Annotated in this window: 18 protein-coding genes; 12 read left to right on the top strand and 6 right to left on the bottom strand. The window is 34.6% G+C overall.

Going from position 1 to position 15,278, the window contains the following annotated elements:
- Window positions 1-173: 173 nt before the first annotated feature.
- Window positions 174-548 carry a hypothetical protein gene (locus ACFSFW_RS11055; protein ID WP_304216962.1) on the top strand — a complete coding sequence of 125 codons (375 nt, stop codon included), beginning with the start codon at window positions 174-176 and terminating at the stop codon, window positions 546-548.
- A gap of 22 nt (window positions 549-570) precedes the next feature.
- On the opposite strand, the gene ACFSFW_RS11050 is transcribed toward ACFSFW_RS11055, so the two are convergent.
- Both ACFSFW_RS11050 and ACFSFW_RS11045 read right to left on the bottom strand, forming a co-directional pair.
- The gene (locus ACFSFW_RS11050; RefSeq protein WP_388038117.1) at window positions 571-1,575 is read right to left on the bottom strand and encodes a DUF3231 family protein; all 1,005 of its coding nucleotides are present in this window, start codon (window positions 1,573-1,575) and stop codon (window positions 571-573) included.
- 73 nt (window positions 1,576-1,648) lie between these two features.
- Window positions 1,649-2,065 carry a hypothetical protein gene (locus ACFSFW_RS11045; RefSeq protein WP_304216965.1) on the bottom strand — a complete coding sequence of 139 codons (417 nt, stop codon included), beginning with the start codon at window positions 2,063-2,065 and terminating at the stop codon, window positions 1,649-1,651.
- A gap of 167 nt (window positions 2,066-2,232) precedes the next feature.
- Between ACFSFW_RS11045 and ACFSFW_RS11040 the strand changes: the two genes are divergently transcribed.
- The 11 genes from ACFSFW_RS11040 (at window position 2,233) to csaA (ending at window position 10,304) form a co-directional block, all read left to right on the top strand.
- On the top strand, window positions 2,233-2,802 hold the full coding sequence (locus ACFSFW_RS11040; protein ID WP_304216966.1) for a dihydrofolate reductase family protein: 570 nt from the start codon (window positions 2,233-2,235) through the stop codon (window positions 2,800-2,802).
- Window positions 2,803-3,409: 607 nt separating this feature from the next.
- Window positions 3,410-3,928, top strand: a complete 519-nt coding sequence (paiA, locus tag ACFSFW_RS11035; RefSeq protein WP_388038114.1) for a spermidine/spermine N(1)-acetyltransferase — start codon at window positions 3,410-3,412, stop codon at window positions 3,926-3,928.
- A 58-nt stretch (window positions 3,929-3,986) separates the two neighbouring features.
- On the top strand, window positions 3,987-4,592 hold the full coding sequence (locus ACFSFW_RS11030; RefSeq protein ID WP_388038112.1) for an FMN-binding negative transcriptional regulator: 606 nt from the start codon (window positions 3,987-3,989) through the stop codon (window positions 4,590-4,592).
- 50 nt (window positions 4,593-4,642) lie between these two features.
- Entirely contained in the window at window positions 4,643-5,260 is a 618-nt protein-coding gene (locus tag ACFSFW_RS11025) for an alpha/beta fold hydrolase (RefSeq protein WP_388038109.1), read from the top strand.
- Window positions 5,261-5,288: 28 nt separating this feature from the next.
- Window positions 5,289-5,444 (top strand): hypothetical protein, encoded by a 156-nt coding sequence (locus ACFSFW_RS11020; RefSeq protein ID WP_388038106.1) that lies wholly within the window; start codon window positions 5,289-5,291, stop codon window positions 5,442-5,444.
- The gene (locus ACFSFW_RS11015; protein WP_388038104.1) at window positions 5,441-7,051 is read left to right on the top strand and encodes a M3 family oligoendopeptidase; all 1,611 of its coding nucleotides are present in this window, start codon (window positions 5,441-5,443) and stop codon (window positions 7,049-7,051) included. Before ACFSFW_RS11020 ends, ACFSFW_RS11015 begins: the two co-directional genes overlap by 4 nt.
- A gap of 161 nt (window positions 7,052-7,212) precedes the next feature.
- Window positions 7,213-7,833: an NAD(P)-dependent oxidoreductase gene (locus ACFSFW_RS11010; RefSeq protein WP_388038102.1), complete on the top strand. Its 621-nt coding sequence runs from the start codon at window positions 7,213-7,215 to the stop codon at window positions 7,831-7,833.
- Window positions 7,834-8,039: 206 nt separating this feature from the next.
- Window positions 8,040-8,438: a VOC family protein gene (locus ACFSFW_RS11005; protein WP_388038099.1), complete on the top strand. Its 399-nt coding sequence runs from the start codon at window positions 8,040-8,042 to the stop codon at window positions 8,436-8,438.
- Window positions 8,439-8,612: 174 nt separating this feature from the next.
- Entirely contained in the window at window positions 8,613-9,023 is a 411-nt protein-coding gene (locus tag ACFSFW_RS11000; RefSeq protein WP_388038097.1) for a GNAT family N-acetyltransferase, read from the top strand.
- Window positions 9,024-9,668: 645 nt separating this feature from the next.
- Entirely contained in the window at window positions 9,669-9,950 is a 282-nt protein-coding gene (locus tag ACFSFW_RS10995) for a toxin-antitoxin system YwqK family antitoxin (RefSeq protein WP_304216978.1), read from the top strand.
- 24 nt (window positions 9,951-9,974) lie between these two features.
- Window positions 9,975-10,304 carry a chaperone CsaA gene (csaA, locus tag ACFSFW_RS10990; protein WP_388038094.1) on the top strand — a complete coding sequence of 110 codons (330 nt, stop codon included), beginning with the start codon at window positions 9,975-9,977 and terminating at the stop codon, window positions 10,302-10,304.
- 177 nt (window positions 10,305-10,481) lie between these two features.
- Here the strand turns inward: csaA and ACFSFW_RS10985 are convergent, their stop codons facing one another.
- From ACFSFW_RS10985 to ACFSFW_RS10970, 4 genes are all read right to left on the bottom strand, one after another.
- Window positions 10,482-11,435, bottom strand: coding sequence for a hypothetical protein (locus ACFSFW_RS10985; protein ID WP_388038091.1), 954 nt, complete (start codon window positions 11,433-11,435; stop codon window positions 10,482-10,484).
- Window positions 11,436-11,687: 252 nt separating this feature from the next.
- The gene (locus ACFSFW_RS10980) at window positions 11,688-13,424 is read right to left on the bottom strand and encodes a multicopper oxidase family protein (protein WP_388038089.1); all 1,737 of its coding nucleotides are present in this window, start codon (window positions 13,422-13,424) and stop codon (window positions 11,688-11,690) included.
- A 373-nt stretch (window positions 13,425-13,797) separates the two neighbouring features.
- Window positions 13,798-14,283, bottom strand: a complete 486-nt coding sequence (locus ACFSFW_RS10975) for a hypothetical protein (protein WP_388038086.1) — start codon at window positions 14,281-14,283, stop codon at window positions 13,798-13,800.
- Between the two features lie 68 nt (window positions 14,284-14,351).
- Window positions 14,352-15,107: a YybI family spore inner coat protein gene (locus ACFSFW_RS10970; RefSeq protein WP_388038183.1), complete on the bottom strand. Its 756-nt coding sequence runs from the start codon at window positions 15,105-15,107 to the stop codon at window positions 14,352-14,354.
- Window positions 15,108-15,278: the final 171 nt, after the last annotated feature.

Here is a 15,278-nt window from a genome sequence, read left to right as displayed (position 1 = left end):
ATAAATATTTTTACCAAGGAAACTGTTTGTAATAATGCAGACAGTTTTCTTTTTCATCTATAATTAAATAAAGGGAAATTCGTAAAAAAGTAGAAGCTGTAAATCAAAATCATTGAGGACTAATAGGGAAATTTCCAAGTTGCAATACAAGAGAAATGGGGGTTTCACATAACATGGATTATACAAGTTTAATTATGATGGCTATTGTATGGGGAGGTTTGTTGTTTTACTTTTTAACTCCTATAAAGAGAAATCCGGAAACTGTAGCTCATGGAAAAATAAATTTTCTTGATGCGTTAAAGTACAGTTTTGTTAACGTAACCTTTCATAAAAAAGCAATTTTAGCATTAACTTTAATAGTGGTTACCATATTTGTAACATCGTGGTCTCAACAGCAAACTGAATTATATAACGAAATGCATGGAATTAATTCGCAAACACAACCCATAAATTATACGCTCGGGATAGTTATGTATTCAATACTGATCTATTTGTTACATATTATTGGAAAATCCTTAAAGTTCTTAGCAATGATAGATAAAAGATAAGATGTCCCAGCACAGGGACATCTTACTTATTTTTTGCAATATCTTTTCTATTTGGAGCAAGTGGCGGTTGTTCTAACCATTTATTTTTAGACATTATATTAAACCATTCTTTGGTTATCATTAGATTTTTTAATATGATTTTCTCATAAGTTGCTACGAGGTCAAATCTCATGGCAGAAGCTAGACCTGCACCGTGATAAGATTGTGCGGATTGTAGTAAGAAACCAATATGAAACATAATCAATTTATCGGAGAAAGGCGAATCTTGAGAGTTAGTTACCTCTGTTTCCCACGACATGGGAACAGGCAAATTATCCGCTTTAAGTAATTTACTCAGTGCTTGAATTTGTTGATCTGATGCTCTTTCTGCTTTCTCTAAAAATTTTCTAACTTCATGTGATTGAGTTACTTGGCTAAATCCTATAGAAAGTGACTTTTCTAATATTTTCTTTTTTATATTAAGTGATAATGCGATAATTTCTGTTGCAGCTAACGGCCGTTGATCTCCAAAAAAATCACCTAAAAATTGTTGGCCTGATACATATTCAGGACCTTTTGCCGGATAAAAGTAGGGATCTCTTTGAAAATGTCCCTTTTCCAATAGTAATTCAATTGTTCTATTGTACATATTCATTCCGTCATTACAACATGATTGATAAAAGTGTCTTAGGTCTTTTCTTACGGAAGAACTAAGGGCTGTAGAATGTCCTAATATACCATGAAGGGTCATGATATGTAGATAGTGCAAACAGAAGATGTCAGTGAACAACCTTTTTGTCGTCTTATTCAGATCAGACTCGCTAAATCCGGTTGGAATTGGGAATTCCTGACTTTCAATGAATGTTTTTACCTGCTTTTTTTGAGAAGCAAAAATTGTAATGGCATCTTCGAATAGCTTTTTAATTTTCTCATCTTCTATAATGGACAACATATATCTATTTACAGTATCTACAGCAGTTCCGTTTACATATTCTCCCCATAGCGTTCCTATTTCAGCTGATGTGAGTTTTACTTCTTCTTTATCCATCCCAATCACCTCTTGCTAATCTTTCCCTGAGTAAGTTGTTTTTATAATTTACAAGATTAAAGCGGAACTACTGTTATGGTTTAAAGTCCAATAAATCCAAGAGTTTTTCTGTGTTACCTTCGAAGGTTAGGAAAAATGGTTTGTTTTCGTCGTCAAACAGCATTAGATATGGATCCTCTTGACTAGGCAGAATAATGGTTACTTCATCTACAAGGTCATCAAACCATTTATTTCTTATCATAATATTAGGTTCTAATGGAATTCTTACCATAAATCCTTTAGTGGGAATAGGATTGTATTTTGCATATACGCCTGTTATTCCCTTAAGAATATTCTCTACTTCTTGTTGCACATCCGCGTTTGATTGTACATATTTTATAACTTTGTCTTGATCTATATCGAATATTTGTATTTGCTGATTCGTTTGAGCAATACCACTTGTCGATAGTAATAGAAAAATAAATAGAAATACGAATACCTTTTTTTCCATTTGGACCACCTCAAGTGTATTGTTCCCCAGAAAAGAAGGTAGTTATTAGATTTTGCATTTGGCTGGGGAGTCGTTCTATTTTGGTGTTAAGATGCATGTATGGTAAAACTTACGATATGTAGATAATTAGGGAAAATGTCTATTTGAAAATGAAAGGACCGTGAGTAATGACAAATCACATTAAACAGAGAAGAATCATTTTAGATTTAGCAGTTACATTAGATGGATTTATTGAAGGGAAAAACGGAGAAGTGGATTGGTGCATTATGGACCCTGATATGAATTTCACAGATTTCTTAAACCAAATTGATGCTATTTTATATGGTAGAAAAAGCTACGATTTATGGGGGCAATATACTCCGAAAAATGAAGATTCAGATTCTGAAAAGGAAATCTGGAAATTGGTACATAGTAAAGAAAAATATGTATTTTCCCGAACAAAGAAGACGGATCATCAAGCGATTTTTATAAATGAAAAGATTATTGAAGAAATAAATAAATTAAAGAAAAAGCCTGGTAAAGACATCTGGCTATATGGTGGAGCAAGTCTCATTACAACTTTTATAAATTTAGGGCTTGTTGATGAATTTAGATTATCTATTCACCCTGTTGTTTTGGGAGAAGGAAAACCTTTGTTTTCTGATATAAAACAGAGGATAAATTTAAAAATGGTTCAAACAAGAACGTTCTCGTCTGGAGTTGTGCAGATTATTTATCATTGGAATGGAAATTCATAATATCAATCATTGGAGGATGATTAGAAACTAAAAATAAATATTAATACGAAAGTAATTTGATTTATGATAGTATCTTGCCGACCCGCAAAAACGATAACTGCTATACCGCAAATGGCGTAACGGTATATCACAAGAACGAGAAACGATAAATGCTATACCGCAAAGAGCCTAAACGGTATATCACCAGATCGAAAAACGATAAACGCTATCCGTCAAAGAGCCTAAACGGTATATCACAAGAACGAGAAACGATAAATGATATACCGCAAAGAGCCTAATCGGTATATCACAAAATTGAGAAACGATAAATGCTATACTGCAAACGGCCTAAACGGTATATCAGAAGCCCGAGAAACGATAAAAGCTATCCCGCAAAGAGCCTAAACGGTATATCAGAAGATCGAGAAACGATAAATGGTATCCCTCAAAACAGCATAAATGTAGTAACACAAACCCTTGTGTAAAAAGAATCAATTAAATAGTGAAATAAGTAAGCAAGACGATCAATCCGGTCGTCTTTTCAAGTGATAATTTTCGGGTAGTATTGTTGGAATATTATGTTAGTATGGAAGAGTGATTGAGATTATTTAAGGGGCGAAATATTGTAATGACAATAAATTTTAAACAATGCAACCTAGAGGATTTACACATACTTCAAGAAATTAGTTTTGAAACCTTTAATGAGACGTTTAAGGAGCAAAATTCACCCGAAAATATGAGTGCTTATTTGGAAAAGGCATTTAACTTAAAACAATTGGAACAAGAATTATCCAACATTTCATCGCAATTCTTTTTTGTTTATTTCCAAAATGAACTCGCTGGATATTTGAAGGTCAATACCAATGGTGCTCAGACGGAAGAAATGGGGAATGACTCACTTGAAATCGAGAGGATTTATATAAAGAACAAATTTCAAAAGCATGGGCTAGGTAAATATCTATTTAATAAAGCGATTGAAATAGCGCAGGAATTGAATAAAAAGAAAATCTGGCTAGGCGTATGGGAAAAGAATGATAATGCCATTGCTTTTTATAAGAAATTGGGGTTTGTTCAAACCGGTGCTCACTCTTTTTATATGGGTGATGAGGAACAAACGGACTATATTATGATGAAAACATTTATATAGTAGATAGTGTTCCTTGGCTTAAATTAATGGGTGGGACATATTTGAAAGGTGGATTTTCATGTATATACCTAAGTATTTTAGGATTGATGATGAAGAAGTGATCTATGATTTTATTGAGGAATATAGCTTTGCAACCTTAGTTTCCCAACATAATGGGGAGCCCTATGCTACCCATCTTCCATTGATGTTTTATAAATCTGAACATGCTTTATATGGTCATTTTGCACGTCCGAACGAACAATGGATGGATGTTGAGAATCAACAAGTACTTGCGATTTTCCAAGGTCCTCATTGCTATATATCACCTTCTTGTTACGAAACAACGAAGGCAGTGCCTACCTGGAACTATGTATCTATCCACGTATATGGAAAGCTTGAGATTATTGAGGATAAGAAATTAATAATCGACTCGTTAAATGACTTGGTCAATAAATATGAAAGCCCTGACAGTACATACAATCTAAGTGGTGTAGATCCCAGTTATATAGAAGGAATGAGTAAAGGAATTGTAGCGTTCAGGATTAACATTGCAAGTATTGAAGGAAAAGCGAAATTGAGTCAAAATCATCCTACAGAACGACAAGAGTTAGTAATAAAGCATTTAGAAAACAGTTCACAGCACGATCAAATACAAATAGCATCTCTTATGAAGAAAAATCTCTAAAACTAATATTGTAAGAATAGATAATGAAAACCTTAGGGAGTGTGACAACGGTGACTGCTAATAAAATGGTTGATTCTAAAAATATTCCTTATAGATTAATAGAACAAAATGATGAAACAAATAGTTTAGTAATTATCTTACCAGGGGCTGGTTACACAACACAAGCTCCATTATTGCACTTTACAACAGGGGTATTTTATTCGAAAGGTTTTGACGTATTACATATTAACTATAAGTTTAGTAGAGAAGAAATGTCAGCTCTAAATGAAAGGGATTTTGCAAGAGATGTACAACTAGCGATTGACAACGCTACTAAGAACAAGAAATACAGTAATTATTATCTATTGGCGAAATCAGTAGGAACCATCGCTTTGAGTTATTTGCTTGATCATTCAATGCCCAAAGACGCAAAGGCGGTATGGTTGACTCCTTTACTACAAAGGGATGACGTATTTAATGCAATGGTTAACAGTGAAAATAAAGGACTTTGTATGATTGGTGATAAAGATAGTTGTTTCATTGAGGAACGCTTTGAAAAATTGAAAAATAATCAAAATCTTAGACTTAAAGTAGTTGAGGGTGGTAATCACGCTTTAGAACTTGATAAAGAACCAATTCAATCGATTGAAATTTTAAAAAGTGTTATTTCTGCTATTAATGAGTTCTAGTGACTAGCTTAAATCTTGGGGGTAAATAATGCCGAAAACAAGGTATTCAAAAGTATGGAATCTAGATAAATTGTTCCTAGATGGTAGTAATTCTTCACAACTACATAATCATATAAAACAACTAGAGTTTAAGGTCAAAACCTATCCGATGTTAGTGAATCGCCGAGAGTCGAATCTGTTATGAAACGGATCACTGATATTCGGATACACCTGTCTGAAGCGAATTCTTTTATAACATGTCTTCTTGCACAAAACCCAAAAGATCAAATTGCTATGACACTAAGAGGGCAGACATCATTTATAAATGCTGACTTTGAATCAACAATCAAAAAATTTCAATATACCATTTTAAACACAAGCGAACTTGTATGGGAGGACTTACTAGAAACGAAGGATCTACATAAATATAAGTTTGTACTTACCGAGCTGCGTGAAAAAGCAGCAATGTTTCTTTCTGAGGAGGAAGAAAAGTTAGTTTCAGACCTGATGGTTGATGGTTACCACGCTTGGGGTCAGTTTTATCAATCACTAATAGGAAGTATAAAGGTTAAGTTGCAAATCGAAGAAGTACCCAAAGAACTGTCTGTGGGACAAACCATTAATTTACGTTCTCACCCAGACGAACACATTCGTAAAATGGCTCATTTTGCATTAGAAGATATTTGGAAAGATAAAGAAGAACAATTCGCACAAATAATAAATCATATTGCTGGTTTTCGATTACAGGTTTATAAAAACAGAGGCATAGATAATGTTTTAGTTGAACCGCTAATGGAGAATCGTTTGAAACAGGAAACCCTAAACGCATTGTGGTCAGCGGTAAGTAAATATAAAAAAACTTTCATTACTTATTTAAAAGAAAAAGCAAAAATGAACGGCGATAATAAAATGCAGTCTTATAACTTTTGGGCACCTATTGGAAAGGGAAATCGAAAGATAGATTACGAAGAAGCCGTAGATTTTATATTGGAGCATTTTAGTCATTTTGGAAATGAAATGGTGAATTTTACTCAACAAGCATTTGAAAACGGTTGGATAGAGGCTGAAGACCGACCTAATAAGTCAGCTGTTGCATTTTGTGCAGGATTTCCTCTTTCTGGGGAATCAAGAATTTTTATGACATTTGGAGAGAGAATGACAAATGTATTAACATTAGCACATGAATTAGGTCATGCTTTTCACAATGTGGCAATGAAACATGTTGATGGGGTGAATAGACAATATCCATTAAGTATCGCTGAAACGGCTTCTACATTTTCTGAACAAATTATACTAGATGCGGCATTAAATAAAGCGGGTTCTACTGAAGAAAAATTGTTTTTACTGGATGAAAAATTAAAGCGAAGCGTCATGAATTTCATGAACATGCATTCTAGGTTCCTGTTTGAAAAGAATTTTTATGAAGAACGTAAAATGGGAATTGTTTCATCAAAACGTTTAAATGAACTTATGCAAGAAGCTTTTGATGTCGCTTATGAGGGTTCGCTTGATCATGTTTCTTTATACTCATGGGTCTGGACCCCACACTATTATCTTACAAAATCACCATTCTATAATTTTCAATATACGTTTGGTTACTTATTTTCTCTTAGTCTTTATGCAAAATTCAAAACTAAAGGAAAAGGGTTTGAAAAGGAGTACATCGAATTACTACGTGATTCAGGAAGTATGTCAACGGAAGATTTAGTGATGAAGCATTTGAAAGAGGATATCACTTCGGTTGATTTTTGGGAAAATGGAATGAAATTATGTGTTAAAGATGTTGATGATTTTATTAATTTGTTAGTTTAATAAAATAAAGCGTGAAGTGCGTTGATCCAAAAAGGATAAACGCATTTTTTGTTAAAGTTACTTAGCTAACGAAAGTCATCCTGCCTAAGTTAACAAAGAAGAAATAATCGCATTTATAGTGTAGTGTACTATTTGTATTCGTAAAAAGGAGGATTCTACTTTTGAATATTTTAATTTTAGGTGCAACTGGACGAGTTGGAAGTCAAATAGTTAATTTTGCTCTTCATGACAGACATCATGTTACTGCATTAGTTCGTACTCCAGAGAAGATTCAAATAAATAATGAAAGATTAACTATTATTCGAGGTAATGTTTTAAATAACGAGGATATTGTACGTGCAATGCACGGGATTGATGTAGTTATTAGTGCGCTAAATACTGATGGGGCAACAACTTTGTCTGAAAGTATACTGCACATTATCGATGCAATGGAAAACGAAGGTATACAACGGATTATTACTATAGGAACTGCAGGTATCCTACAAAGTAGAACCACCCCAGATTTATTACGCTATCAATCAAGTGAATCAAAGCGTAAATCAACCCGTGCAGCAGAAGAACATCATAAAGTTTACGATATGCTTAAACAATCAACACTCGAATGGACTATTGTTTGTCCTACGTATTTACCGGTTGGAGAAAGTTTAGGTGAATATCGTTTAGAACGTGATTTTTTGCCGCTAGGTGGAGTTAAAATATACGTATCGGATACAGCAGAATTTACATATAAGCAGATTGAAAGTAACAATTATATAAAATCACGTGTAGGTATCGCATACTAATAATATTCACTTATAATTAAGCTTGCTGACAGAAGGTAATACATATTGTTTATAAATACTTACACTTAAAGGGTGCATTAACCAAGAAGGATTGATGCCCTACTTTTATAACTTATTACTAGGTTTAGTAGAAGAAAGAGGTAATTCCAATAACGAATAAGATTTGTTTGATTCATGAAGCAGTCCAGCATAAAGGGGGTTTTTCCATGTCAAAGGGGTTGCTCCATCATATTGAAATATATGTATCAGATCTAATTAGGACAGTAGATTTCTGGGGTTGGTTTCTTGAGGAATTGGGATATGAAACCTATCAAAAGTGGGAAAAAGGACGAAGCTGGAAAATGGATGAGACATATATTGTTTTTGTCCAAGCTGAGGACAGGTTTTTAGATATTCCGTATCATCGTTGCCGAGTAGGTCTTAATCATCTAGCATTTCATGCAAGTTCACGTCAACACGTAGACGAAATGACAAACAAATTAAAAGAAAAAGGGGTAAGTATCCTTTATCCTGAAAAGCATCCTTTTGCTGGCGGAGAGAATTATTATGCTGTATATTTTGAAGACCCTGATCGAATAAAAGTAGAACTTGTGGCGCCAAAATAGGAACTGGATCGGTCTTCAATTACAGTTTCAACGTAAATCGTAAGCAGGATTATGGTGGGTAATGTCGAAATAGTATTATAACAACATACGGAATATTACCATAGGGAGGCATAAGACAGTGGATAAATTATGGATCAACTCTTCAAAATAAATTATTTTGAGGAGGAAAAATGAATGGCGATAAAATTTAATAGTAGTAAAAATATAAATCGAGAACAATTAGAAAGGTTATATAATGATGTAGAATGGTATGCTTATACACAAGATTTAGAAGTTCTTCAACAGGCAATTGAACAATCATTAGAGGTTATATCTGCTTGGGAAGGCGAAGAATTAGTTGGGTTAATTCGTATAATTGGGGATGGATTAACAATTATTTACATTCAAGATATTCTTGTGTTAAATGCTTATCAAAATCAAGGAATTGCTACTCAATTGATGCAGCAGGTTCTGAAGAAATATAAAAATGTTCGTCAAAAAGTTTTATTAACAGAGGAAGCCCCTGATGTCAGACATTTTTATGAAAAGAATGGTTTCCAATCATGTGATAATGGATCGTTGGTTGCATTTGCTAAGTTTAATTAGGGAATTATTCGAGGGTTAGTATAGCAATAAAATACAATTAAGCGTTGCATCATAATATGGTGCAACGTTTTTTCCTTAAGCAGGGGCGCTTGTGTAGTAATCAGGCCACACAGGTTTATTTTTTCAATTGAATTTCAAGTGCTTACGAAGAGTTACTTATACAGGAGGTGCTTTTATCATACATAAAGCTATTAATCTTGTTTTATTCCTTGGTGACATTATAGCTATTTTACTATTATTATTTTATATCTTACTTTTCCATCTGTTATCGTTAGGTAGTCTCATATTCGAAGGTATTCCAGACGAAACCATTGTATTAAAACCTTCTGAATGGTTTCTGCCAGTCCTTATTGTAGGCATACTCACTTTTATTTATATCAAGTTTTTATGGGGGAAAGATAACTATAAAAGAATGAAAATCTACATCCTTTTGTTAGGATTTGGTATGTCAGTTCTATTCAATATGTTATGGGTAATACTTAGTTTTGATATGATAGAGTTGAATGTCTTTTTTACGCAATTATTTGTAATAGGGGTTATGTCCTTCCTATTGTTTTATATCAACAACAAACGAAAAAGGCTGCTAATTAAATGATTTTACAAATCTTATTTGAAAAAAGCCTTTTATATGATCGGAGGTAAGTCATGAAAAATGAAGATTGTGATTTGAAACACCCAAAGGGTGTCAAGGAAAAGAAACTGGAAGTAATTGATGGATACACAATAAAGTACCATGCAAACGGAAAAACAATATGGTCAAAGGGGAAAATAATTGAAGATATGCCTGAAGGCTATTGGGAATGGTACCGTTCCGATGGAACAATAAAGCGTTCAGGGTATTTTGAGAAAGGTGAACCAGTTGGTGAATGGGTCACCTACGATAGCAAAGGTGAAAAATACAAAACCACCAATCGTAATAAAAAATAAAAGAGTAAAATTAGGGGTGTGTTCATGGCGACGATAGAGGATTTTTTTAAATTGGATATCCGAATTGGAACTGTTATTAAAGCAGAACCTTTTCCAGAGGCTAGAAAACCTGCAATAAAATTAGAAATTGATTTTGGAGAAATTGGATTGAAACAAACTTCAGCCCAAATTACTCGAAGATATGAACCAGAACAGCTTATAGGTACTCAAGTCGTTGCAGTCGTAAATTTTCCTCCGAGACGAATCGCAGGTTTTAAGTCAGAGGTACTGGTAATTGGAGGAATCCCTGAAGAAGGTGACGTGGTTCTTTTAAGGCCGGATGAACATGTGGAAAATGGAACACCAATCGCATAGAAAAATTCAAACAAGGGGCATTTTCGAGTAGGTGGATTGCTTTTGCTTGTCGCAGATTAAAACCTACGAAGGATTTTAATGGACTAACAAGAGTAGAATGGGTGCCAGGGTAGCAATTGAATCGATGTTCCATTGCTGCTGGCACCTCACTTTTGTCTTATAAAATATTATTAAACTCTACCATAATCTTTTTAAGCGAATTTTCTTTTGATGGTACTCAATTTCCAATGAGTCATTAGTAACTGAAAGAACCTTTATATCGATTTTAACTGGATGGTCTACCGGCTGCCATGATAGATTTTCTGCATCATCCACTTCCATTGTAATGATCATTTCTTGTTCATCATACTTCCAGCTGCCAGTATAAAAAATTCCTTCATCGCCCTCAATCTCTCCGAGGTTCGCTAAACCAGTTTCAGAGAGTAATACCGAAATATATTCGTCATCATTCGTATTTTCCCACGATCCGATTGCTGGATGGTCTTTTATTGATGGATCTGTTGGTGTGACCGATAAATCTGATTGAATTTTCCGTTCCTCGACTATTTCGAAATCACTAATGATTTTTGTATGTGGCAAATAGTGTATTTTTACTTTATCGCCTATATAAAACGTTTCAGGGTGGGTTAAAACATAGTCCTCATTTTCTATTTCTACTGTCGTGTAAGAAAGTGATTTTCTGCCTGAAACCTCTTCATAATAAGATACATAGCCGGTCGCCGTTTCCGTTTTTCCAAAGAGATAGGATGGGAAGTCAAGCAAAAAGTTCCCTCCAATGGCCAATGCGCCTGCTGGAATACCTAAAAATATACAAGGGATCAAAATCCATGAAAAAACGGTGAAAAGTATTTCCTTCGTTGTTGTCTTCCATTTTTGAAATGGAGTAAGTTTCCGTAGACGTTTTGCTTTCTCATTTCGTTTCTTTTCTTTGTAAAAGGCCATATTCTTTCGATAGGCAGGATCTTTTCGTAATCGGTATTGATTATGCAAGCCTACCCAGACAATTTTCCAAAAAAAGATCGTTAGTATCCCTACTGAGCAATCGGAAATGGTTAAAAAATAGAACAGATAATATGAAAAAAATGCGGTTAATAACCATATCGCCATGAATGCAAATAATATGTATAACATCTAACTCTCCTTTCCTTGCTTTTATTATAAAAGATTCGGATACATTTATTAAAGATATTATTGAACTCACAGTCTTCGATGAAAGGGTACTTTATAAGGTGTAACGGTTGCGTCCGAGGTGCAATCGTCGAAAATACAAAAAGAATAATATCATTAAAAAAACCTTGAGAACATTTATCCTCAAGGTTTACATTATTTTTGTGTTTTTTTATAAATGCCACATTAGATGTTCAAATGGTCCATAGGTCTAAGTTAATCATCATCGTCATCGTAGTCATCATCATCATCATCATCCCAATCAGGCTTACCACGATTATCGGAGAAAGAAGTACTGTTACAGTCAAAGCATTGAGCGAATGAATCATCGGGGCATTCTCCTGGAATGGGCGTTAAAGGATTAAAATTAGGATTATCAAGAACTTCGTATGGTCTCATCATTTCATGGTCTTCATGTTCAAGGATATGGCAATGCCATGGATAAATTCCAGTAAATGGTCCAAAACGGGCAATGATACGAGTCACCTCATCTGGATTCGCACGCACTGTATCTTTCCAGCCCATTTCATTTGGATCTGGATCCCGTCGGTCGCCAACCTTCGTTATATTACCATTTGCATCAACAATAATGGATTGACGATCAAGGATTTGAAATTGCACAAGATGTAAATGAATCGAATGAGTATCAGGGGTTAGATTGTATAATTCCCAAACTTCTACCGTTCCATTATATGGCGTTTCCGTTATAGGTAACTCGTTCCAATCCATGTCATTTAGTAAAAGTTTCAAACGGTCGAATTCATCCTCGCTTTCAACTAAACGGTTCTCTCGAACAGTTACAGCATCGTCTTCATCAAGTCTCTCCAAGCAACTTAGCCTTTCTGGAATTTCACTTTTATCAGGTTTATAAGCTTTTTGCTTTACACGAAATTGCATGATTTGTGTTAAGTCTGGAGAAGGTGCGTCACCGAAAGGGAACGGAGAAGGTGCATCATTTGTTAGGATTAAATTTTGTCCCTTAAATGCTGAAAAATCAATAATAACATCTGCACGTTCTGCTGGTGCAAGAATCAACTCAGAAATAGGTACTCGATGCTCCAGAAATCCTCCATCTGTACCAATCTGATAAAAACTATGGTTTTGACCTGAAATTAACCGCATTCGATAAAAACGTGAATTAGATCCGTTTAGGATACGAAATCTGTATTTCCGAGGTTCGACTTCAAGATATGGCCATACTTTTCCATTTACAAGAATGGTGTTGCCAAAAAACTCAGGAACTACAGATGGATTAGGCAGCTCTGGATCGATTGGTTCTGAAGGTAGAGGTGGTGGCTCTTGGCCAGGTTGAGACGGATAGAATAATTCACCGAAGCGTTCATGGTTTTTATCAAGATAGAATGAACGATCTTGAATGACTAATGGAATTTCATATTTTCCACGGGGAAGATTCAATTTCTTCTCTTCATGATCTCGAATAAGATAAAAACCTGCTAGACCTGCATATACGTTTAAGCGAGTAATTCCTATGGCATGGTCATGATACCATAGGGTGGTTGGACGTTGGCAATTCGGATAGTAATAGACTTCATGTAAGAACTTTCTCCCAAAATTTTTAAAGTCTTTTGTAAACCATGCTTCTGGATATCCATCATTTTCAGGTCGTACTCGTCCACCATGTAAATGGACAACCGTTCTTACAGATGGTTCATCAGGCTCTGCCCCATGGAGCGTTCGGTCGACGGGCAATAGATGTTCAAAAGGCAATTTATTTTCCCACTTGACTAAAATTGGCTCATTCCTACGAACTTCGAATGTAGGTCCAGGAAACATACCATTGTAACCCCATACTGTGGTAGGAGGTAAGTCTCGATGCAATTGTTGTTGAAACTGTTTCATCTCTACTTCATAGTAGGGTATGCCATTACGTTTCCCTTTTTCTTTAAGAATACTAGGGATCGGGAGAGCATCAACAAATTTTTCTAAAGACAATATACTTTCACTCCTTTATAAGATTTTAATTTTATAAACCTTTATTAATTATGATATGAAAGTCTATTAAAAAAGGGTGGGTAGATAGATGAGGCTAATAGTGGATTTTAAGAATAGTGAACAAAATGATTAGAATTTTGAAATTATGTAACATTGAGGTAGGTTAGTTTTAACTTTTTCTGTAGGAGATTCTGATCTTAGGACAGAAGAATTAAAAACAACTTAACGAACACGAGTTATGTACACTTCATAGAAAAGAGAGGCATCGACTTATGCCCCTCAAATAGATTAGATTAATTTGTAACTAACCAAAGATACCCTTAAATTATCTAAAGGTAAACAAAACAACAATTAGCACAAAGCTTGATCAACCCTAACACAAAACAATTATTCTATAGGGTGTGGTTTGGGCAGGGATACTTTGTGTGGTGGGTCCATAGACCACAATTAGATCCCGGTTCGCTGGATTCATTGTAAAGGGCTGTCCATTTGTTAATACGATTCTAGTATATGGTGAAATATTTAAGCGTAATTGTCCATCGCTACTCACCAACTGGCTATTAAAATAATCTACTTTTACATTCTGATTTGGGCTTACTTTCACCATAACAAGTGCTTGATATTGTGGAGGGTAAATAAGAAGGGCAGGAGCATCTCCATCATAATATCCAGTCACTTGATCTCCAACAGTCACCATAACATGGTCTACAAAGTAAGTGGCAGGTGACACCACGAAGTTTACTATTTCTCCCAATCCGTTCTCTACAGTAAATAATTTAAAACAGCCTTCACCATTTTGACCTGTAAAAAAATCACTAATCATTGTAACAGTTCCCTGAAACGAATAAAAATTTGTCATACAGTACCTCCATTACCTTTATACAGAAAGTATATTAAACTTTAAAACGAGATTTTTTTCTTTCGAAATTAGTAGGAGCTCATGACCTTTGTACCAAGTATCGCTATTGTTAATCTCATGGATGTAAACTGAGTGCCATTCCATGTTAGTAGGTCTTCGATGTAACCTAGAGTATCTGAATTTGAAATGCCAATGATCCTGCTTGAAACAAGTAAATCATAACTCGTAAACGTTGGGTTCATAACAATTGGATTTAAAGCCCCAGCAGCAAGAACCTCGCCTTTGACTGGTTGTTTTAATTTGCCATTTTCATCGTAAAGTTGTGATAAATAATCATATCCTTTGTAGCTAATGTCAAGAGTGAAAAGCAGTCCTAATGGTGGACTTGCAACACTTACTTTATAAAGATCTTCATAATTGACTTCGAAAGTATAGCTATTATTATATTTTTCAATATCAAACAATTGTCTTGGAATATTGTTTTTGAAGGAGTAAATGTAGAAATAACCGTACCCGCCACTTCCTCCAGACTCGATACTTACCAAGATATCAACTATGTTATCTTTAGAAAAATCCCCAAGGAAGAGTTTAGCATTGTATCCAGCATTATTTTGAAGATTAATTGTTTGTGCTTGGTTAGAACGCCCATCTTGAAGGACAAGTGTAATATGATCAGCGAAGATATCTGTTTCAACGTTTTTTTTACCAAATAAATATACGTAATCGACTATTCCGTCTCCTGTAACATCACCTTGCTTCATATCAAGCAACACTACGTTTCCGGAATAAATATAGGGTGCATTTGTTTGTTCTCGAAATTGCATGTACAAATAAACTCCCTCCTATAAACATTTGACAATTGCTTAGTGTACCTTATGCAGGTTAATACCTATATGACATAAGGTTAAGAAAATATTTCGTTTAGTAATGTTAAAGGATTCTAATCTAAAGTGTGAAATTGTGCATTGTTAATGATTTATGTAAGAGCGGGAAGT

Origin of the sequence: Ferdinandcohnia salidurans, assembly GCF_042680725.1 — a bacterium.
Lineage (GTDB): Bacteria > Bacillota > Bacilli > Bacillales > Bacillaceae_L > Ferdinandcohnia > Ferdinandcohnia salidurans.
This window is presented reverse-complemented; position numbering and strand designations above follow the sequence as displayed.

Coding starts and splice junctions, on each gene's coding strand:
- ACFSFW_RS11030 (WP_388038112.1), top strand. CDS start 3,987: ATGTATATACCTAAGTATTTTAGGATTGATGATGAAGAAGTGATCTAT.
- csaA (WP_388038094.1), top strand. CDS start 9,975: ATGGCGACGATAGAGGATTTTTTTAAATTGGATATCCGAATTGGAACT.
- ACFSFW_RS10975 (WP_388038086.1), bottom strand. CDS start 14,283: ATGACAAATTTTTATTCGTTTCAGGGAACTGTTACAATGATTAGTGAT.
- ACFSFW_RS10970 (WP_388038183.1), bottom strand. CDS start 15,107: ATGCAATTTCGAGAACAAACAAATGCACCCTATATTTATTCCGGAAAC.
- paiA (WP_388038114.1), top strand. CDS start 3,410: ATGACAATAAATTTTAAACAATGCAACCTAGAGGATTTACACATACTT.
- ACFSFW_RS11050 (WP_388038117.1), bottom strand. CDS start 1,575: ATGGATAAAGAAGAAGTAAAACTCACATCAGCTGAAATAGGAACGCTA.
- ACFSFW_RS11055 (WP_304216962.1), top strand. CDS start 174: ATGGATTATACAAGTTTAATTATGATGGCTATTGTATGGGGAGGTTTG.
- ACFSFW_RS10995 (WP_304216978.1), top strand. CDS start 9,669: ATGAAAAATGAAGATTGTGATTTGAAACACCCAAAGGGTGTCAAGGAA.
- ACFSFW_RS11005 (WP_388038099.1), top strand. CDS start 8,040: ATGTCAAAGGGGTTGCTCCATCATATTGAAATATATGTATCAGATCTA.
- ACFSFW_RS11045 (WP_304216965.1), bottom strand. CDS start 2,065: ATGGAAAAAAAGGTATTCGTATTTCTATTTATTTTTCTATTACTATCG.
- ACFSFW_RS11040 (WP_304216966.1), top strand. CDS start 2,233: ATGACAAATCACATTAAACAGAGAAGAATCATTTTAGATTTAGCAGTT.
- ACFSFW_RS11020 (WP_388038106.1), top strand. CDS start 5,289: ATGCCGAAAACAAGGTATTCAAAAGTATGGAATCTAGATAAATTGTTC.
- ACFSFW_RS11015 (WP_388038104.1), top strand. CDS start 5,441: ATGAAACGGATCACTGATATTCGGATACACCTGTCTGAAGCGAATTCT.
- ACFSFW_RS11000 (WP_388038097.1), top strand. CDS start 8,613: ATGGCGATAAAATTTAATAGTAGTAAAAATATAAATCGAGAACAATTA.
- ACFSFW_RS10985 (WP_388038091.1), bottom strand. CDS start 11,435: ATGTTATACATATTATTTGCATTCATGGCGATATGGTTATTAACCGCA.